The organism is Bacillus sp. 123MFChir2 (assembly GCF_000383235.1).
Taxonomy (GTDB): domain Bacteria; phylum Bacillota; class Bacilli; order Bacillales; family Bacillaceae_G; genus Bacillus_A.
The window spans coordinates 59,279-80,963 of record NZ_KB910933.1 but is presented as its reverse complement, the minus strand read 5'-3'; the positions used below and the strand labels follow the sequence as shown (position 1 = coordinate 80,963).

The window sequence follows — 21,685 nt, the reverse complement described above, 5'->3', positions numbered from 1 at the left end:
TATTCCTATACTGTTACTTTTTCAATTGCTTTGATTGGACGATAAACAGGTTGCCACATTGCATCCTTAACAGCCTTCTTGATATCGTTATCATTTAATACCTCACGAGCAACACCTTCAGCAACTGCCGCTTTAGCTACTTCAACAGCAACAATCTCTGAAATATTACGTAGTTCTTCTACTTCTGGAAGAATTGGTGCACCCGGTTGACTTGTATCTACCATACTTGCTACCGCTTCTGCTGCCGCCGTAAACATACCATCTGTCATGACACGAGCACGAACAACATTTGTACCAAGACCAAGGCCTGGGAAGATAAGTGCATTGTTAGATTGTCCAATTACATAAGTAACTCCATTATATGTAACTGGTTCGAATGGACTACCAGTTGCAACAAGCGCTCGCCCTTCTGTCCAAGAAATTAAGTTGACTGGCTTCGCTTCTGCAAGAGGTGTTGGATTAGACATTGGTAAAATAATTGGCCTTGCCACGTGTGCTGCCATCTCTTTTACAATTTCTTCTGTAAATGCACCAGCAACTGTTGATGTCCCAATTAAAATAGTTGGTTGTACATGTTTTACAACTTCAGCAAGACCAATCGTTTCTGACTGCTTCCATTGTTCGACTTCAGACATCTCACGTGCATAAGGACGTTGGAAATCAAGAAGATCATCCATATTGTCAGTAAGTAAACCATTACGGTCAATACACCAAAAACGTCGGTTTGCTTCATCCTGTGATAAACCTAAGCGGACCATCGCATCACGTACTTGATCTGCAATTCCAATCCCTGCGGTACCCGCACCAAAAACAACAACGCGATGTTCACATAACGGAACACCAGAGGCTTTCACAGCTGATAACACAGCTGCTAGTGAAACAGCGCCCGTTCCTTGAATATCATCGTTAAATGTACATACATTATCACGATATTTATTTAAAATTTTGCGTGCATTACGTGTGCTAAAATCTTCCCAGTGCAGCAATGCATTCGGAAACTTGTCACATACAGCTTTTACAAACAAATCAATAAATGTATCATACGCTTCTCCCGTTACACGTGGATGACGATTTCCGATATAAAACGGATTATTTAATAAATCTTCATTGTTTGTACCAACATCTAAAATAACAGGTAATACACGACTTGGATCAATACCAACTGCTGCTGTGTAAACAGCTAGTTTTCCGATAGCAATATTTATACCACCAACGCCCCAGTCTCCAATTCCTAAAATACCTTCACCGTCTGTTACTACAACTAAATCAACATTTTCCGCAGTTGCACCAATGTTAGAAAAGGCTTCCTCGATACCATTTGGATCATTAACTGATAAATATACACCACGTGGCTTACGGTACTCATGACTATATCTTTGAATCGCTACACCAACAGTTGGCGTGTATACAATTGGAAGCATTTCTCGCAAATGATCTGTAAGAATACGATAAAATAATACTTCATTACGATCATGCAGTGCTGTTAAGTATACGTTTTTTAATAAGTCATCAGGCTGTGAACAAAATTGTTCATACGCACGAAGTGCTTGTTCATCCAATGTCAATACAGCTGGTGGTAATAACCCTTTCAGCCCTAGTTCTTCTCTTTCCTCCGCCGAGAAAGCGACGCCCTTATTTAAAAGTGGTGTTGCTAATACTTCTCTTCCCCGTAATGTTGTTTCTAAAGTTCCATTCGAGGAAACTGTAAATTTACTCATAAAACCCCTACCTTTATTGATATATAACATTTCTATATTGTAAACAAAAAAAAGGGGAAAGTCCCCCCTTTTTTTAATTTTTCTTTAAAAGAGATGCTCCTGCAATTCCAGGATGCGTCATTTCAAACGGATCTAAAATCAAGTCTAATTCTTCTTGTGATAACACACCATTTTTTAAGCAAAGTTCTCTGACAGATTGACCTGTTGCAATTGCTTCTTTTGCAACGCGAGCTGCTGCTTCGTATCCGATATGTGGATTTACAGCTGTAATAATACCAACGCTTTTCTCAACATATTCTTTTAAGTGTGCTTCATTTGCTTCAATTCCTTTTAAGCAATTATCTGTGAAAGCACGGAAACCGTTATTCATAATACTGATTGATTGAAGTAAGTTGAATACTAACACTGGTTCCATTACATTCAGTTCTAATTGGCCTGCTTCTGAAGCAAGACAGATTGTATGGTCGTTTCCAATTACTTGGAACGCAATTTGGTTAATTACTTCTGGCATTACAGGGTTTACTTTTCCTGGCATAATAGAAGAACCAGGTTGACGAGCTGGAAGCATAATTTCACTCAATCCAACGCGTGGACCAGATGCCATTAAGCGTAAGTCATTTGCAATTTTGGACATATTCATCATACATACTTTCAGTGCAGCTGAAACTTCTGTATATGCATCGGTATTTTGCGTTGCATCTACTAAATCTTCTGCTCCAACAAGAGGCAATTTACTAATATCCGCTAAATGTTTTACTACAGCCTCAATGTACTGTGGATCTGCATTTAATCCTGTACCAACAGCTGTCGCTCCCATATTTACTTCATATAAATGTTGACGAGATTTCTCGATACGTTTAATATCACGTCCAAGTACGCGAGCATATGCTTTAAACTCTTGTCCAAGACGAATCGGTACAGCATCTTGTAAATGCGTGCGTCCCATTTTAATAACATGGTCAAATTGCTCTGCTTTTAATTCAAAGATATCACGCATATATCCCATCGTTTGTAATAATCCCTCTAATGAGTTTAACGTTGCAATATGAATTGCAGTTGGGAATGCATCATTTGTTGATTGCGCCATATTCACGTGGCTATTTGGGCTAATGTAATGATAGTCGCCTTTTTCCATTTCTAATAATTCAAGAGCACGATTGGCAATCACTTCATTTGCATTCATATTCATAGAAGTTCCAGCTCCGCCTTGGATCGGATCTACGATAAAATGCTCGTGCCATTTCCCCTCAAGAATCTCTTCTGCTGCCTCTGCAATTGCTGTACCTTTTTTTAGTTCTAATCGTCCAACATCTGTATTTGCAAGCGCTGCCGCTTTTTTTACAATCGCTAATGCGTTAATTAATCCTTCATGGATTTTATAACCTGTAATCGGAAAGTTTTCGACCGCACGCATCGTTTGAACACCATAATACGCATGCATTGGCACTTCTTTCTCGCCTAAAAAATCTCTTTCAATTCGCACATCTTTTGTAGCTTCAGTTACTGTTGCCATGTGTGTTCACTCCTCACCTTATTTTGTCCCGCACTAATATATAACCATTCTCCCACATCAAATTTCACAAGAAATAAAAAATGAAGCTGGAGATATACTATTTATGATACAGCAATTCGTTTCACGCATAATCAGCGAGAGATACATAATCTCTCACTGATTAAACTTTTTATTTATGCTGCTTTTGTTTGATTTACAGTTTCTACATACTGTTTTGCTTTTTCTTGATCAAATTCACCTTCCCATTTCGACATGACAATCGCTGCTAATGCGTTCCCTAATACATTGACAGACGAACGAATCATATCTAAAATGCGGTCAATACCAGCAATTAAAGCAATTCCTTCTAATGGAAGTCCCATTGAACCTAATGTTGCCAACACAACAACAAAGGACGCTCCAGGAACACCAGCCATTCCTTTAGACGTTAACATTAAAACAAATAACAATGTAACTTGCTCTGTTAGTGACATGTGTATACCATACATTTGCGCTACAAATAGTGACGCTAATGCTTGATAAATAGCCGATCCCGTTAAGTTAAATGTATAGCCAGTAGGTATTACGAAAGAAGCAACGGCTTTCGGACAACCGAACTCTTCCATTTTTCTCATGATATTTGGTAAAACAGCTTCTGAACTTGCTGTTGTGAAAGAAAGAATCAATTCTTCTTTTATAACTTTCATTAAGGTGAAAATGTTTACTCCTACCATTTTTGCATTTATACCTAGTACCACAATAACAAATAACGCAACTGTTACGTAAACTGCAACCACTAATTTTCCTAACGGAAGCAGTGTAGCCACTCCAAATTTTGCAACTGTAACAGCAATTAGTGCAAATACACCAACTGGAGCAAATTTCATGACTTGATTTGTCACCCAAAACATTGCTTCTAATACGCCTTCAAAGAAATTAAAGACTGGCTTTCCTTTTTCTCCGATTGCAGCAACTCCTAAACCGAATAGCACTGAGAAGAAAATAATCGGTAATAAGTCCCCTTGTGCAATAGATTCAAACACGTTTTTTGGTACAATATGAACAATTGTTTCTGCAAAACCTTTTTTCTCCGTTGCATCAGCTGTTGCTTTGTACGCTGAAATATCACTTTGCTGTAAATGACTCATATCAACGCCCGTTCCTGGATGGAACACATTTGCTGCTACTAAGCCCATTAAAATAGCAATCGTCGTGATAATTTCAAAATAAAGGATTGTTTTCCCGCCTAATTTACCGAGCTTCTTCATATCGCCCACACCAGCTACTGCAACAATAAGTGCAGATATAACAATTGGAACGACAATCATTTTAATTAAATGAATAAATATGTCCCCAAGCGGTGTAATATAGGAAATAGCTGTTTTATTTCCATAAAAGATTGCCCCTACAACAATCCCTAAAATAAGCGCTACAAAAATTTGTGTAGCTAATCCGAATTTTTTCATGTATTTCATCCCTTCCATGCGAACGCTTTCAATTCCTAATGTATAAAAGCATAATCACATGATAAAGACGAACCTACAAAATCAGACAAAAAACTACAAGTTTGTCACAAAACTTTCAAATTTTTTTCTTAAAATCTTCAATTAATTGTACTCTTCTTCATTATACAACCAAAAATTAGAATTTATAAAACATCAGATTATTCCGTATAATCTAAAAAGAACTCCTATTAAATATAGCTACTGGTCCTTCTATATTATTATTGTTTACAACTGCATCCGCACACTCCTTTGGTGTATGCTCTTCTATGTACATACGACAAGCCGCATGATATCGCTGTATAAACATATCCTCAGCTTTCTCTTTACTTCCAAAAGCTTTTGCTTCTCTCTTGGAACCACGTTCTCTAGCAATCTGAAAATCTGTTTCCACATATACTTTATAGTCAAATAAATGTTTCAGTTCTTCTTTAAATAAAAAGGTTCCATCTACTATACATATCGTATCTTCTGAAGCCAATATTGGTTCAGAGCGGATATACAGATCGCTCTCTAAATCGTGTGATTGTACCTCATAACGCTTTGTCCCATTCGGTCCTAATGGGATTAATAATCGTTCAGAAATAGCTTGATAATCATGAGCATCTTCATAATAGCCTTTCGCCGATTCCTTCCCTTGTGCATATCGAATTTCTCTTGGATTGTGGAAGTAATCAATACTCGTTCGAATTACTTTTCTTCCTTGACTTTCAACTTCTTTCGCTAATTCATTAGCAAATGTTGTTTTCCCTGAAGCTGTTATACCACTAACACCTACTCTTACAGGATGATTTAATGTAAGCGCACATATATGCTCCCCAATTTCGCGAATAACAGTTTGACGTTTCATTTCAATTCCCCCTCATGGAATCTACCCACATACTTCCTTAGCCTTTATGAAAAATAATTCTTCCCTGCCAGTTTAGTTTATCACCCAAAGTATATATTGTAAAAATATGTATCCATCACTTGAACTATTGTAACTACTCAATCATACATTTCATTACAAAGTTTGGTAAGGAGTACGATTCTAACAAAAATACGCCCCTTATTACCTATAGAAGATTATTTCATTTTTCAACATATAGATTGTTGTCATGAAGATAAAGTGAAACTTCCTGACGCTTTTCTCACTGATGGAAAGCTCTCACCAATCGGGCTTTTACGGGCAGTCTTCTTCCTTGTGCTTCTTCAACCTTTACTGTCCACGAATAGCGGGCTAACAATGGACCTACACTTCGCTATCTTTATTTGTTTTAAAACTTTGCGCGTGGCAGGAAAAGTCATTGACCGCTCCTATGCATGGCCAGTCCCTCTTAACCATTTAAAAAGATGCTTTTCTGCCCTTTGTTCATAGGGTGCCTGAGTAGTTACGAACTATTAATATAAATAAGAAAAAACTACAGTATCAAACCGTAGTTTCTCCCATTCATATTTCTGCTCCTATAAATAATAATTAAACATCCCTACTATCTTTTCCTTACACTTCTCTAAAAAGGACAAATTGTTTAAGAATGATATCGTCATTTCTTTTGAATCTTGAATATCTTGCGCTAATGCTTGATTTAATTGTTGCAAAATCGGACCGCCTTTTATATAGAAGTTCAGCTCATCATTGATATGAAAGCTACGCGGGGTAAAATTTGCTGTTCCTATAACAATTGTTTCATTATCAAACACCATAGCTTTCCCATGAAACATCCCTTTTTTATATCCATATACAGAAATACCATTCTCGACTGCTTGACGAATATAAGGATAGGCAGCTTCTTTTATAAAAGGAACATCTGGCTTATAAGACCACAATATTTTAATGGAAACACCGCGCTGCCTCGCTTGAATTAAAGCATTCATAAGCTTTTCATCTTTTGGTATAAAATACGGAGTGGCAATCACAATAGATTGTTTTGCCTGCTTTATTAATTCAATATACTTTTGGATCAGATCATGGCCATTATAACTAGTTAATGTATGTAACGTTTTCCCGGGGACACTCTGCTTTGAAATACTAGTTATTGCTTCAGAAGTATCACGTTTCCAGTCTGAGGCAAACTGTTCTTCTAAATCATTCACCCCTTCTCCTGTTATTCGCATATGATAATCTCGCCAATATCCAAATTTCTTGTTTTTTCCTAAATACTCGTCTCCTATGTTAAAACCACCACTATAGCCTATTTTTCCATCAATTGTTGTAATTCGGCGGTGATTCCGATGATGTAGCGAATAAAAAAAGAATGGTAATTCAGCTTTTCTACTATAGGTAAAATGAACACCACTTGCCTGTAACTCATTTTTCATTTTTCTTTTGAAAGACAAATCATTAATCCGATCGACTGATAGGTATACTTTTACACCCTCGTTTGCTTTTTCTTTCAACAACTCCAAAAAAGTACGGCTGCTTTTATCATCTGAAAGGATAAAGAAATAAGTGAAAATTGAATGTTTCGCCTCTTTTATATCAGAAAATAGCTGCTGATACAAAGATTGCCCCTCAACGTATAGTTGGAAATCACTATAGTGAAGTGGATATTCTTTCGTTTGATTTTTTTTCGATTCTATTTTTCTTCCTAGTGTTACATCAACATGCATACAAACAAGCAGTAAAACGAATATAGCAATGATAATAGAAATAACCCGTAGTATTTTTTTCACCATTTCAATTTCCTTCCGCACAAAATAATTATTTCTACATAGTATTTCAGCAGAAGTTATTTTTCATGCTCGTTTACATGTCATTTCATATTTTTTTTTACTATTATATATACATACGGGAGTCACAGATGAAGAGTCTTAACGCGAACAAGCTCAGGATTTATTGGAGGCAACTGAAAAAGTCCCTTAAAAGAGAAAAAGAAGATAACCACCTACTGTATATAGGGGATTACCTTCTTTTTGATGGATATATATTGATAAAAATTCTGTTACTTACTCAAAGTAGACAGTTTTTTAGTGCCCTCGTTTATTGCTCTGAGCTTTTTTAAGAAGAGTTTCTTAATTAAAGCACTCCGTTAGCACAATAAAATTAGTAATAATTTTAGTCATTATATATCATACCTTTTAAGAAATCTATTTTTCTAATATCTTTATTATTATTTTTATCTGCTCGATAACTATCCTTAGATGAAGACTCGTAAACACATAAATATTGCTCAGGATTTAGTAAATAATACTTTATGTCTCCATTTTTATGTATTTCTAAATCCCCTAATTGTACTCCTGCAAAATTTGGTAAAGTGTCAATACTACCAAACTCAACTGATAATCCCTCTTTAGAGAACTCATGTTCATGCAAATCAATTAGGCTATATTCCATTGAAGTCATGATTTTCACAATATCATTCCAGTTATGTATAGATAGTTCAGGTGGCGCTTCCCACCCTCTTTTATCACCAGGTACATGAACATCTAAGTCTTTGGAATCCCAACTCTTCCCTGTAATGACTTCTAAACCAACTGAACCCATTAACTGAACAATAAAAATTTTCCTTCTCTTTATACTTTAACATAAATCACCTATTCTTTTTGTTTATTTTTCACACCCAAAATAACGAAGTGACAATAACTGTTGTCATCCTGCTAATCGGTATGCTGTTTTACTTGTTAACTCGATAACAAAAGCAGATAGAGCCTTTACATATCAATAAAAAACCGAGTATAAAACCGGTACGATTTCACACTCGATTTCGAATGCTAATTCTAGTGTTTCTCCACGTTATCTGAACTACTTAGCGCCAAATCGTCCTCTTTTTGACATCTTTGTTAAATAAAATTCCTTGCATCATTATTACGCCCAAATTTATAAATAGCAATTAAGAAGAAGGAAAGGGCAAATGCGAATAAGATTAAAATGTTTAAATATAGGTCTACAAACTGCGTTCCTTGCTGTAATTTCGTAATTGTATCCAATAACCAACGCTGCGGAAGAAATCCAGCAATTTTTTGTACTGATGCTGGCATAATATCAAATGGAAAGAAGCATCCTGCAAGCAAACATGTCGGTGTAATAATAATATTTTGCATTGCATTTGCTGAAGCTGAATTTTTCGCTAAAGATACAATCGCTAACGATAAACCAATTGCGATTAAGCCAAATATCATCAATACTCCAATCATAGCAATTAACGGTATATTGGGATCAATATGAAATACATTGGTCATAAACAGTACCGTTACAATGATTTGCACCAGCATGATAACCATATTCACTGCAACGTTAGATAATATATATTTTCTTCCATCTATCGGTGTCGACAATAATCTAAAATACGTTCTGTTTTCTTTTTCTTTCAAAATGAGTTCTGAAAAGTTCACAGCTGAAAATAGCATAAACATCATGAGATAACCAACTGTTTGATTCGTCATATCTTTATTTTTCGAAGTATCCTTAAGCGTATAAGCTGTTAACTTGAACGAATTTTTTTGATAACCTGTATACATTTGATCAAACTTACTTTGATCATTTTGCGCTACTTTACTTATTGCCGTTATATTATCAATATAATTATACAAATAAGATTTGATAAAACTTGTGATTTGCTCACCTTTAATGGAGGAGACTTCAATACGACTCGGTTTTCCATCACGAACACTTTGCGAAAAACCAGAGTCTAACGTAATCACTGCATCAAGTTTTTTCGAGGCAAGGTTTTCTTCGATTTCTGATGATTGAATTTTACTTACTTTTACATGGTCTAATCCTTCTATAAATTTCACCGTATCATTTGCTATATACTGATTTTCATAATTGACAACCCCAATACGCAATGTCCCCTGCCCTACGTTTCCATAAATAAGAAATGAAAGTAGTGCCCCTGCTATTGGCAATCCAATAATAAGAAGTAAACTTTTCTTATTTTTCAAAAGTACAGATAATGTTTTTTGTATGAGCCATAAAATATCTTTCATATTATAGCCCCTCCCGTCTACGTAATGCGATAATTGCAATCAATAAAAACAGCGCTGCAATTCCAAGATTTAATGAAATTACCGGAAATGCTGCTCCTAAATCATTCGCATAAATAATTTTCATAAGTGCTGTATTTGCCCATGTTAATGGCGACATATTTGTAACCGTATTTTCTTCAACTACAAAATATGCTCCGCCAAAAAATGAAGCTAACTGTACAACAACCATAATAACCGCTCTAGCTGCCTCACCTGTTTTCATAATATATCCCATTCCTAACCCAAAACTAATCGCAAGTAATACTTCTGTCAGTAGAATAAGAAACACTACGCCAATATGGTCGCCCCAATTTGCCTGATATACAAACTTACTAAAGAAAATAATAGGAAGTAAACAAAGTCCATTTGTGACAAGACTACCTAATATTTTCCCTATGAAAATCTCCGCTTTACTAACAGGCGCTGCAATTAAACGCTCTCCTGTTTTGCGTACTCGCTCTTCTCGAATCAGAGAACTCGCTCCCATCGCTGCGTACAAAGCAATCATTGTCGTCACCACAACCGAATAATAATCCATGGAACTTGGTTTTTTAGCAGCTTGTAAAGATGTCTCTTGTATATAATCCTTATGATTTCCACTTGAAATGACTGTACTCACTTTCCCAGGATCTACTTTTACGACTTCAACTGCTACGTTGTACTTATCGACAAATGTAGTAAGCATTCCCTGGGCAATACTTCCTTCAATGCTATTTCGATCACTTTCATATAATTTCACACCATCTTGATTCATTTCTACATAGCCAGCATATTTATTTCGTTTCACTTCTTCTTTTCCATCTACATCGGCTGAAACCTTTTTAAAGCGAATTCCCGATTTACTTGTTTCTTTTATAAACGCTTCAAATGACTGCGAAAATTTACTATCTGCTTCATCTTTATATAATACTTGTATATTTTTAATAGAGAGACCGTCACCATTAAATACATTTGTTAAAGCCGTTCCCAAGATGAGCATAAGCACCACTGGGAATGCTAACATAAAAACTAATGTTCTTAAATCCCGATATTCTTTTTTCATTTGCGTGATAGCAATATTGAAGATGTTCAAGCGATGAACCTCCTTTTCTATTTACTATTGATCTCGTAATTTTCTTCCTGTCAACGTCAGAAACACTGTTTCAAGGTTTGGTGCCTGTTCCTCTAATGATCGTATTTCTACATCGTGACTAATAAAATATTGAATGATTTTATTTAAATTATTCACTCCAGTATCAGAATTCACTTTAATGACGTTTTCTTCTATTTGAACAGCCTTAACACCACTAATTTCCCTCAGTTGGTTTACATCCATATTTTCAATTGCTTTTACTTCAATCCAAATATCTTTCGTATCAGTAATAATCGCTTTTAACTGTCCTTTCGTTCCTTCTGCAATAATCTTTCCATGATCGACAATCGCAATTTTCGTACAAATCTCTTCTACTTCCTCCATATAGTGGCTTGTATAAATGATTGTGCTCCCCATTTCATTTAACTTTCGAACAGACTGGAGAATGTAGTTCCTTGACTGCGGATCAATTCCTACTGTCGGCTCATCCATAATAATTAGCTTCGGACGATGCGCAATTGCACAAGCAATGTTAAGTCTTCGCTTCATTCCACCAGAGAAATTTTTCGGGTAGCTTTTATGCTTATCACTAAGTCCTACAAACTGAAGGGCATCTTCTACTCTCGCTTTTAATTCCGTTCCTCTTAATCCATATAATCCTGCAAAAAACTTTACATTTTCATAGGCTGTTAATTCCTCGTAGATTGCTATGTCTTGCGGAACAATACCGATGTTCATTTTTGCAAAACGGTTATGCTTTTTTATATTTTTCCCTAGTATACAAATCTCCCCTTCGTTACCTCGCAATAACCCAGCAACCATATTAATTGTTGTACTTTTACCAGCACCATTTGAACCTAAAAACCCAAATATTTCGCCTTGTTTGATAGCTAAAGATATATTATCTACTGCGATGAAATTACCAAATTTTTTCGTTAAGTTTTTGATTTCTAATGCGTTCATCATTTCACCCCTGTTTCAGTTTCTCTACTGTTATTATAAGTAAAAAGAATGAACCTGCTCAGTGCAGAAGTTCATTCTTTTTACATGAGAATATTCACTTTTTTCATATGAGATCATTCATCTCACTTATTTTTATTGTATCGGCAGTAGCATTGTTACAGAAAAACCATTTGTACCATCTACAATTATCGTCCCGTCAATAGAAGCTGTACGCTCTTCCATACCAATAATGCCGAGCCCTTTTTTCACTTGCGTTACACCATTCCCATTGTCTTTCACTTGCACCTTCACAACAGTATTAAGCACATGAATATCAATCGAAACAGCTGTGGCCTCAGCATATTTCATAGCATTCGTTAACGCCTCCATTACATTTTCTCCAATGATTTTCCATTGTATCGGCGAAATAGCATCCAAATTCCCCTTATGTACAAATAAAATTTTCATATCATGTTTCACCGCAAATTCATCTATGAATAATTTCATACGATGAATACCCATTTGTTCAGTTGGTGGTTTCATATTTTTCAACGTAATTCTAATACTCTCAATTCCGTCCTTAGAAATATGGATGGCGTTTTGAAGCAACTCTGCCGATTTCTTCTTATCAGTATCCATCAACCTTTTCCCAGCTTCCATTTGAATTAGCGCAGATGTCATAGAGTGACCAATTTTATCATGAATTTCTTGTGATAATCGATTTCGTTCTTCTAGTTTAAATGTGTATTCCGATTGTCTGATGTATGCTTTATTTTCATTCAAGTTTTTTGTGAGCCTTTGCAAATCTTTGCGCATCATGTCATTTTCTGATTCGAGTTTACATAGCCTTTCCATATAAAGCTTGGCCATTGTAAAAACAACAAAACTAAATACAGCAATTAAACCGTATGTCATACGTATATTTTCCTGGGCAAACATAACTGGAAGAAGCATAATAAAAAGAAGCATCTCTCTTTTCTGTATATAATAAGAAGTATATTCATATAAATTCAGCGGTAAAAATAACAGTAATAATGGATGAATTTGTTCATACGAAACAGCTATAGTCACAATTGATATAAATATAATCACTTTTTTCACTGCATCTATTTTGAAAATATAGATCGTAACATTTATACAAAGATACAAAAGTAACGTAAATACAATCCATGGCAAATTTGTAACATTAGAATGGACATAACTAAACACGATGTAAAGGAAAACGATAAGCTTACTAATAATCATCCAAAAATTCATTTTATTATTCCACAGTTCCTGTTAAATAATAAATTGCAATTTGCGTACGATGCTCAAGGCCCGTTTTATTCAGAACTGACGTAATATAGTTCGCAATCGTCCCTTCTGATATAAAAAGCTGTTTTGAAATCTCTTTATTCGAAAAGCCTTTCGCAATCAGAGCAATAATACTAAGCTCTCTTTCTGTGAAAAGACTCTTATCTATTTTTGATCCTTCTTCTTTATTTCCTTGTAAGTTAGATTTAATTTTATCGAGAACTACATCTTGCATCACAGTATTGCCGTGATGAACACTTTTTATCGCATCACGAATACGCTCCGGGTCGTTATTTTTCAGTAAATAACCTTTTGCCCCATTTTTCACTGCATCTAAAATGTATTCATCATCATCAAATGTCGTTAAAATAAGCGGCTTTGTTTTTGTTTGTTCACAAATTAATTTCGTTGCTTCCACACCGTTCATATTTGGCATCCGAACATCTAAAAGCGCAATATCCACTTCATGTTTTTTACAATATGCTAAAGCTTCTTGTCCATCATTTACCGTTTCTAACACTTCAAATTCTTCATATGTACTTAAAATAATCTTCATTCCTTCTCTAATAAAAGAGTTATCATCAGCGATTAATATTTTTATTTTCATGTTTGTTAGTATGGAAATTCTCCTACTAACATTCACATCCTTTCTCCATGTAACATTTCCCTATTGCTCATTATATACTTCTCTACACCATTTTTTTACACTTTTTTTGATATAGCTCCTTCTCTAAAAATATATTATTCTTTTTTTACAACATGTGTAGGGAGACTTCACATTTCTTACGTCTATATAATAGAATGTGTCAAAAAGGAGGGAGAGAACAATTGAGGAAAAACAATTAATTGAAAAAGCACAACAAGGAAGTGAACATGCTTTCCGCATCCTTATAGAAACATATCGCGATTATATTTTCCAAGTTATTTTTGCTATTTTAAGACATCAAGAAGATGCCCAAGATGTCACACAAGAAGTGTTTGTAAAGATCCACGCTTTTCTACCTAATTATCAATTCCGCGGATTCAAAACGTGGATTACACGGATTGCTACAAATCATGCCATTGATTATAAGAGAAAGAAAGCAAGGGAAAGTGAAGAACTCTCCTTATCAAAAAAAACTCAGGAAGATATAAAATCCTCCCATAATATTGAGGCATTGTTATTGACGAAAGAGCAAAAATTGTTGATTGCTCAAAAACTAAGAGAACTTCCAAAGAATTATCGTGATGTCGTTCTCGCACATTACTTAGAAGAAAAAAGTTATCAAGAAATTGCTGCTCAACAAAATGCTGAAGTCAAAACGGTGGAAATGAAACTTTACAGAGCAAGAAAATGGATTAAAAAACATTGGAAGGAGGAAGATTTTTTATGACGCATTTTTCAAAAGAAGCTTGGTGTAATTATATTTTAGACCTTCTATCAAACAGTGAACGCGACTCTATGGAACAACATCTTTATGAATGTGATCATTGTTTAGCACTTTATATGGAGATCATTGATGAACAGAATGAAAACCTTCCAATGATAAATGATGATTCATTTACAAATGAAGTTATGGAGCAAATCAACTTTGAAGCCTTAGAGTCTGAAGAAAAAATGAGTAGGAAGCAACCAAAACAAATAAAAAGTACGCTCATTCACTACATAATTGCAACTGCAGCTACGTTAATTTTTATGGCAAGCGGTTTATTTCATTATATTTTCACGGTAACTTCTAGTTTTGAAAAATCTTCCAAACAAAGTGGGGTTTCGATTTCAAAACAAATTGTAAACAAAACGGTACACACAACAAAAACGAACGGAGGTTCAAAACATGAATAAAAATCCCTTTTTAGCGCTTGTTTTAGGGCTAATCCCTGGGCTCGGCCATTTATATTTACAGCGGATTGGGCGTTTTATTATATATAGTGGTTGTTCATTATTACTATTCATTGCTGCGGTAGGATTTATTATTAACTTTGGGTATAGCGATTTCATTTTCCTTATCGTATTTTTATTAGCACTTGTATGGGGAATAAACCTACTAGACTTAATTATTTCTATAGTAAATCAGTCATGGAAAAAAGAGAAAGACCGAACGCAAGAATCAGCACGTGAAAGTGAACGATTTTATATCATTCTCTTATCCATCGTACCTGGACTTGGGCATTTTCAATTAGGACTTATGCAACGCGGGCTTACATTTTTAGTCGCTTTTACAGGGCTAGGTAGCATGATTATGTTCGTTACACTATTAACAAATCAAGAAAGCTTTCTTATCTTTCTTGCTACTTTACCTGTTCTTTGGATTTATAATTTCTTCGATGTTGTCCAGCAACTACAGAAAAAAGAACGCGGTGATATAATAATCGATTGTACTATTTTCGAAGAATTTGAAAAGCACCGAGAACAAGGAAAGAAGAGCAAAACATTTGCTTCTATTTTAGCTATGTTCCCTGGAGCAGGCCATATGTACTTAGGCTTACAGCGCCGCGGTCTTCAGTTAATGGCAGCTTTTTTACTTGCTATTTATTTGCTCGACTTATTAAGATTATCAGCCTTCTTATTTTTAGTACCTATTATTTGGTTTTATAGCTTTTTTGATACATTACAGCAAACTGCAAAATACGGGAAAGAAGACTTACAAGACACACCCATTATTGATTATTTTATTAATCATCAAAAATGGCTCGGCATCGGACTTATCGGGTTAGGAGGCTACTATTTATTAAATCAAACACTCCTTCCTATTTTAAACGATTATTTCGCTACTATATTTAACATTCATATTAACGAATTGTATTATCGCTATTTCCAAACATCTATCGTTGCCCTCCTTTTAATTGGTGGTGGCTTTAAATTATTACTAGGAAATAAAGAAGAAAAAGGTGGTGCGAAAGAATGAGAACATGGCGTGTAGGGACGATATCTATGGGGATTGCAACTATTACATTAGGTTGTTTTTTATTATTTTCACAGAAAAAAAGAGCAACCTATCATTAAATATGATATTTTTAGTATTTTCTTTATCGGCGTCTTAGGAACAATTGGTATTGCCTTCTATTTCTTATTATCCACTGGCTTACTAGAAGAGATTCGTTATTCTATGCATACAACTGAACGAACAAATAACATCCCAGAAGTACAGTATGACATACCTGACTCTATAAAAAAATTGTAGTTAATACAAGTAATGCCCCTCTTACAATGAATACTCCCACTTAACAAAGTTTGAAGTGGGGGTTTCTAACGTTTCGACCTAATGGACGATTAACGTCAGTGGAGTTAACACACTAGCGAGCTGTTTCTCGCCTAACCCCTCTATCCCGTTTGTCCATGCATTCGGGACTACTTTTCGTAAAATATTAGCCGCAGCGTTTACATCTGCGTTGATTTCGATTCCTTTTGCAGAACGATACATACCACGTTTCATTCGTTTCCCTGAAAAAGTTGCATTTTGATCATTTGTTCCATACGTTGGAATGAAGTCGTGATCTAGAAAACTTGCTTTTGATGTGTAAGATTCCTCAGTTACAACAACTTGAATGCCTACCGCACTCGCTTTGTATGTAATCATTTGAATCAATAAACTATGCGAGATATGGCAAAATGTTTGGTTATTTTTCTTTCCCATATTCGTTTCTTGTTTCCAATTTTTGTTTTGACCAATAACGATTTTGCAAACTCTCTCTTCTTGAGCTAGTTTTACAATATGATGGCTAGCCTTATGGAAGATATCTTTTATTTTCAGGTAACGCTTTTGATGAAGTTTTTCTATTTTTTTAGAAGTAAAAGGTCCTTCATTTGTTTGTTTGCCCTTCCTTAGAACACTTGTAAAATGGCTCTTCATTTTATTGTAATATTGATTTATGCTTTTGACATGCTTGCCCTTAACAAGTACAGGCTTCATACCTGTGTTTGTTACAATGGTTGCAAGGTTATCAATACCTAAATCAATACTCATATAACGACCATTCTCTTCGACGGATTGTTGTTCTGAAGGAACATCTAACACTAACTCCACCACATATCCATTGTATTTTGGGATCACACGAACTTGCTTCAGTTTACCTTCAGTAAGCCCCAATTTCCCAATGTTTAATTGCAGTTTTGTCTTTGGAAACTTTAAAAACTTATCATTTTTAATGATACAATCTTGATTTGTATACAGGATTTCCTTTTCAGAAGAACGAATATACTTTGGAATTCTAGGTTTTCCAGTATATTTGTTAGGATTCTTTTTATAATTTTTTAAACTAGCAAAAAAAGACTTCCAATTTCGGAATACATTTTTCATGATTGATTGACTAGATTGCGTAGGCAAAGCACGATAATCCTTCTGAATCATCGCTTTAAATAATGCATCCAGAAAATTAAAATCTACATAAGGTTTTTCTGTAGTTGGTTCTGAAAACAAATTACATTTCACTTCTTTTTGTTTTTCTTTTGGTTTTGTTTTCTCTTTTTCCAATTTCTTTTGATAGGCAAGAAGTTGTGTATGATTCATCTTCCCAATGTTTTTATCAATTGTATCCAAAATTTCTTTTTGTAAAGGTTGCAATTCCTTATCTTGTGTCAAACCTGTATACACTTGTCGTATATAAAAGTTTGTCGTGTTATACATATTTTTAGCGTTTTGGCAAGATTCTTGAAAATAAGAATACATACGATGTCCTTTTTTAATCCAAATCTGAAGAGTTTTATAATGTATTTGATTTTCCGTTGTCATTTTTTCACCTCCTTGTTAAAGATATTACACCAAAACAAGAACGTACGTTTCTATCGTTTTACTTAAGCATAAAATATTTTTTTCGATTCACCTCACCACCTTCACATATGTTTAGAGGTGGGAGTCCTCTCGAAAGGTATGATAGAAGGAAGCAACAGCAATAAAGTACATTTGCTAGGAACATATGAAATGACTATGAAAGAAAATGAAAAAGACAAACTAAAGCAGGACGAATTCATTGCGATTCAAACAGTCGGCGAAACGATGTATGTGACATTAAAACCATTACCTGTTTACCATAAATTCTTCGCTTCACAATCACGAATGACAGCAACACTTGTCCTCCCGCAAAATAAAAACGTGGAAATTCGTGGTTCTGAAAGAGAACTCTCTCTTTACCCAGGTCAATTGCAAAATAATTGGTCTGTACAAGAAAGTTCAAGTGTATCTGTTCATCTTGTAAAAGATAGTGATATGACACTATCAGCTGTAACCACTCAAAAGGATTCTCATGGTAGTACACCTTGGGAACATGTAGAAGAACTAACGAAAACAGAAAATAATACTTCAGAGGAGAATCCCGATTCAAATCAAAAAGAACAATGGTATAAAAACACCATAAAAACAGGAAATGGTACACACCAGCTAAACATTCAAAAAACTTATAATATAGACATAAGTGTTCTTGAAAAATAAGAAGTAAAAAAAACCTTCCACATTCATCATGCGGAAGGTTTTTTCCTATATAATTGCTTTAATCCCTTCCAAAACTAACCCAATCATAAAGCCACAAACAGCACCATTTACACGAATCCACTGCAAATCTTTTCCTACATTATTTTCAATCATTTCAATTAGTTTTTGATCATCTAGCTTATCAAGATTTTCTTGTACAAGCTTTCCAATTTTAGAATGATTGTTTTCGACAAGAGTTACAATTTGCTTTTGCAACCATTCTTCCATTTTTTGAATCGTTACTGGATTTTCTTTTACTTGATTCATTTGCGCCCTTAAAAATGAAAGAAGATATTTATTTGTAAACTCTTCTGTTTTAACAAAAGCAACTACTCTTTCCTGTGCTTGACCCAACATTCCTGCTATTTTTTCATTAACTTCCCAATTTGCAATCAAACTTGCTTTCCAATTCTCTAATTCCTGTAATAGCGCTTCATTTCCCTTAACTTGAATAAGTTCTTGACGAATCTTCATTAATATAAGTTGTCTTGTGCTATTATCAGGATTTTGTAAACTACTAATATTACTAATCACAAACTTCTGCAAAATGTTTCCGATTTTTTCTTCATCTACCATATTCATAAAAGATTTAAGCGTAAACTGTAAAAATCCCTCTACTTTTATATTTTCCATCGCTTTCATGCCTAAACTTCCGAGCTGATAACGCGCTTCATCTTGAAGTGTCCACTCTTTTGCTTTAACTAACATATAATCAAATGTTTTTTCATCGTACTCTTCTGCAACCAATTGATCAATAAGGACTTGCAGTATATGTCCTGTATGAATCGTGTGCAAATACGTTTTTAATTCTTTTTCAATTATAGTAGCTAATTTTTCAATATTAATTTGCAGAATCGCTTTTTCAGCAATTGTAACAATACCTTTTCTCACGCTATCCGATTGCAACTCTCTTTCTGCAATCTGCAATACTATTTGTGCTAACTCCATCTCTTTTGCCTTACTTGTTATACTTTCTTTCGTCAGCCAATCATTTTCCAGTGTGGAAACAAGTCCTTTCGTAATTCGTTTCCGATTTTTTGGTAGTAGTGCTGTATGCGGAATTGGGATTCCCATCGGATGACGAAACAGCGCCGTAACTGCAAACCAATCGGCAAGTCCGCCTACTAAACCAGCTTCAAAGCCGCCTTGTATAATCCCACCTGCTATCGTTCCTTGAAACGGAATTGTTGCGGCAAACCCAACTCCCATTATTCCAAGTGAAATTCCTGCTAAATATTTTGACTGTAGTGACATTGTATTTCCACATCCTCTTATTATGTATAAGTAAACCTTTCAATTTATAAATTCATTGAATGATTTAGACCTTTATGTATAGAATCTCAATTCCCTTCAATAAAAGCATATATATACTATAATAAACATCGTTAAAAATAACAAAGAAATTCAGAACAAAAAAGAAAACCTCCCTTTAACGAAAGGTTTCCTTCCACATACTACTATCAATAAACCCCCACTACAAAAACAAATGCGATATACAAACAAACCGGACTGTATAACCACGTATCATACACCGAAAATTTTGTCCCTTTTACCTTTTTAAAGAATCCAACGTACTTCATATCACCAACTGCACGTAACAAGAAAATCCCAGCTAAAACGATACATCCCCATCTTGTGTAACGACTTGGATTCCAAAAAGGAAAGTATCCACTTTGTGCTAATAAAATCATAGCAAAACATAAAATGGCAAGTGCCACTGCAAAAGTCCCTATTTTTCGCGGAATAAAAGCATATTCACCGCTATCTTTTTTCATCGGAAGAACAACCTTACTCCCCCATGATCCACCACATGCCCAGTACATATGAATGAGACTGATGAATACAAGTATGCCCGTACCTAAAATGATTAAAAATGCTGCCATTGTATTCCCTCCTATTTGCACATATGAAAAATCATCTTTTCTCCTTCATAGCTTACGGATAGGACTAATAAGTGCAATCATAACTTCCATTACCTTTGCAAATGCCGCCAATACAAACACTGCAACTGGATTATAACCAGAAATGATCCCACCTACTAAAGCTCCTAATGGCATCGCAAGACGAGTAAGTACTCGTGAGAAGCCTAGAACCCTTCCTTGCATATCGGTGGGCACAGTTTCTTGCCGGATTGACGCTACGATCGTGTTCCAAGCTATATTACAGATCATCGCAACACCAAAGGCAATACCGGGTGCTAACCAATATTTGCTCCAGATTGCATAAGTTAGGCCAATAGCACCTATACCTAGAAGAACAGGGATAAGAATTCCACGCCGAAAGCGCCTTTCGAGTGGAACTGCAATAATACTTCCTATAAGTCCCCCAACTCCAATTAAGGTATAATTAAAACCGCTTTGTTCAGGAGATAGGTGTAATGTTGAAAGCAAATAATACATAAATACTCCCAGTACGCTACTAGCACCAAAGTTACCAACCATAGCTTGAAGAGATAAAGCAAGATTAAGCCGGTTATTCGTCAGCCATTTCAGTCCTTCTTTCAAATCCCTTCCTATGCCCTGTAATACATTACCTTCTTTAACGCCTTCTTTATTCCCCCCTAATTCAGGTAAGAGTAATACTGCAATTACAGTAGCTGCAAATGATACAGCATTTAACCAGAGCGCGTTAAATCCTCCTATTATGGCGATTGTCATACCTGCCAATGTTGGACCGGCTAAACTAGCAATCTGATTAACCATTTGGTATGCTGAATTCGCTTTTGTTAACTCTTGACCTGCAATATACGGAATCGCTGTAACAGTAGCTACATCAAATAACATGGATAAGACAGCTAATATAAAAGAAATAACATATAGGTGCCAAATCTCAAGTACATTTAAGGAATGAAGAATAGGAACTAGTCCGACCAAGACCATACATCCTAAATCAGCTGTCCACATCAACTTCCGGCGATCCAATCGGTCTACCATTACGCCAACTATTGGACCAAATAATACAATAGGTAATACACCAGTAGCAAAAAGCGAACTCATAACTATTGCAGAACCTGTCAACTCATAGGCAATCCAAGGAAGAGCAAACGTATAAAGAGCGTCACCGAGTCGAGAAATCAGTATACTAGAAATAAAAACCATATAGGAACTAGGTAAATGTGTAACTTTTGATAACCACCTATTTTCTTTCGTTGGCAACGATGAGTTAAACCTTTTTTCTTTTTTAAGGGGCAATCTCAGTCCTCTTTTCTGTATATAAATGTTATAACTTATTGAAATATCGCTATTCAGATAGGAATCACATTTTTCAGAATTTTATAA

18 protein-coding genes and 2 pseudogenes are annotated in these 21,685 nt (G+C 35.2%); 5 read left to right on the top strand and 15 right to left on the bottom strand.

Translation table 11 applies throughout. The annotated features are described in order from the left end of the window. Positions 1-5 precede the first annotated feature (5 nt). From malS to H280_RS0107970, 11 genes are all read right to left on the bottom strand, one after another. A complete protein-coding gene (gene malS / locus H280_RS0108025; protein ID WP_155894983.1) occupies positions 6-1,739 on the bottom strand; it encodes an oxaloacetate-decarboxylating malate dehydrogenase in 1,734 nt (577 codons plus the stop codon). Between the two features lie 52 nt (positions 1,740-1,791). Continuing rightward, entirely contained in the window at positions 1,792-3,231 is a 1,440-nt protein-coding gene (gene aspA, locus H280_RS0108020; RefSeq protein WP_020060602.1) for an aspartate ammonia-lyase, read from the bottom strand. A gap of 173 nt (positions 3,232-3,404) precedes the next feature. After that, complete coding sequence (locus H280_RS0108015; protein ID WP_020060601.1) at positions 3,405-4,676, bottom strand: cation:dicarboxylate symporter family transporter; 1,272 nt, start codon at positions 4,674-4,676, stop codon at positions 3,405-3,407. Positions 4,677-4,887: 211 nt separating this feature from the next. Beyond that, on the bottom strand, positions 4,888-5,562 hold the full coding sequence (locus tag H280_RS0108010; protein ID WP_020060600.1) for a hypothetical protein: 675 nt from the start codon (positions 5,560-5,562) through the stop codon (positions 4,888-4,890). Positions 5,563-6,155: 593 nt separating this feature from the next. Beyond that, complete coding sequence (locus H280_RS0108005; RefSeq protein WP_020060599.1) at positions 6,156-7,367, bottom strand: phospholipase D-like domain-containing protein; 1,212 nt, start codon at positions 7,365-7,367, stop codon at positions 6,156-6,158. 379 nt (positions 7,368-7,746) lie between these two features. After that, positions 7,747-8,175, bottom strand: coding sequence for a hypothetical protein (locus H280_RS0107995; RefSeq protein ID WP_020060597.1), 429 nt, complete (start codon positions 8,173-8,175; stop codon positions 7,747-7,749). A gap of 296 nt (positions 8,176-8,471) precedes the next feature. Next, positions 8,472-9,617 carry an ABC transporter permease gene (locus H280_RS0107990; RefSeq protein ID WP_020060596.1) on the bottom strand — a complete coding sequence of 382 codons (1,146 nt, stop codon included), beginning with the start codon at positions 9,615-9,617 and terminating at the stop codon, positions 8,472-8,474. 1 nt (position 9,618) lies between these two features. Further along, positions 9,619-10,728, bottom strand: coding sequence for an ABC transporter permease (locus H280_RS0107985; protein ID WP_020060595.1), 1,110 nt, complete (start codon positions 10,726-10,728; stop codon positions 9,619-9,621). 24 nt (positions 10,729-10,752) lie between these two features. Next, positions 10,753-11,691: an ABC transporter ATP-binding protein gene (locus H280_RS0107980; RefSeq protein ID WP_020060594.1), complete on the bottom strand. Its 939-nt coding sequence runs from the start codon at positions 11,689-11,691 to the stop codon at positions 10,753-10,755. Positions 11,692-11,823: 132 nt separating this feature from the next. After that, the gene (locus H280_RS0107975) at positions 11,824-12,927 is read right to left on the bottom strand and encodes a sensor histidine kinase (RefSeq protein WP_020060593.1); all 1,104 of its coding nucleotides are present in this window, start codon (positions 12,925-12,927) and stop codon (positions 11,824-11,826) included. Between the two features lie 4 nt (positions 12,928-12,931). Continuing rightward, positions 12,932-13,570: a response regulator transcription factor gene (locus tag H280_RS0107970; RefSeq protein WP_020060592.1), complete on the bottom strand. Its 639-nt coding sequence runs from the start codon at positions 13,568-13,570 to the stop codon at positions 12,932-12,934. Positions 13,571-13,766: 196 nt separating this feature from the next. Between H280_RS0107970 and H280_RS0107965 the strand changes: the two genes are divergently transcribed. From H280_RS0107965 to H280_RS24880, 4 genes and pseudogenes are all read left to right on the top strand, one after another. Beyond that, positions 13,767-14,336, top strand: coding sequence for an RNA polymerase sigma factor (locus H280_RS0107965; protein ID WP_020060591.1), 570 nt, complete (start codon positions 13,767-13,769; stop codon positions 14,334-14,336). Then, positions 14,333-14,785, top strand: coding sequence for a hypothetical protein (locus tag H280_RS0107960; protein ID WP_020060590.1), 453 nt, complete (start codon positions 14,333-14,335; stop codon positions 14,783-14,785). Before H280_RS0107965 ends, H280_RS0107960 begins: the two co-directional genes overlap by 4 nt. Continuing rightward, positions 14,778-15,848 carry a hypothetical protein gene (locus tag H280_RS0107955; RefSeq protein WP_020060589.1) on the top strand — a complete coding sequence of 357 codons (1,071 nt, stop codon included), beginning with the start codon at positions 14,778-14,780 and terminating at the stop codon, positions 15,846-15,848. The genes H280_RS0107960 and H280_RS0107955 overlap by 8 nt, the downstream gene beginning before the upstream one ends. Next, positions 15,845-16,153, top strand: a pseudogene (locus H280_RS24880) (exosporium protein E); the annotation flags it as partial. The gene H280_RS0107955 and the pseudogene H280_RS24880, both read left to right, overlap by 4 nt. Before the next feature lie 49 nt (positions 16,154-16,202). Here the strand turns inward: H280_RS24880 and H280_RS0107945 are convergent. Next, the gene (locus H280_RS0107945) at positions 16,203-17,672 is read right to left on the bottom strand and encodes an RNA-guided endonuclease InsQ/TnpB family protein (protein WP_020060587.1); all 1,470 of its coding nucleotides are present in this window, start codon (positions 17,670-17,672) and stop codon (positions 16,203-16,205) included. Between the two features lie 141 nt (positions 17,673-17,813). Here H280_RS0107945 and H280_RS23290 point away from each other — a divergent pair. Beyond that, positions 17,814-18,368: pseudogene (locus H280_RS23290) on the top strand (exosporium protein E); the annotation flags it as partial. Positions 18,369-18,413: 45 nt separating this feature from the next. On the opposite strand, the gene H280_RS0107935 reads toward H280_RS23290, so the two are convergent. The 3 genes from H280_RS0107935 to H280_RS0107925 form a co-directional block, all read right to left on the bottom strand. Beyond that, complete coding sequence (locus H280_RS0107935) at positions 18,414-19,661, bottom strand: DUF445 domain-containing protein (protein ID WP_020060585.1); 1,248 nt, start codon at positions 19,659-19,661, stop codon at positions 18,414-18,416. Between the two features lie 206 nt (positions 19,662-19,867). Further along, positions 19,868-20,290, bottom strand: a complete 423-nt coding sequence (locus H280_RS0107930) for a DUF3995 domain-containing protein (protein WP_020060584.1) — start codon at positions 20,288-20,290, stop codon at positions 19,868-19,870. A 45-nt stretch (positions 20,291-20,335) separates the two neighbouring features. After that, positions 20,336-21,505: an MFS transporter gene (locus H280_RS0107925; RefSeq protein WP_051094759.1), complete on the bottom strand. Its 1,170-nt coding sequence runs from the start codon at positions 21,503-21,505 to the stop codon at positions 20,336-20,338. Positions 21,506-21,685 lie beyond the last annotated feature (180 nt).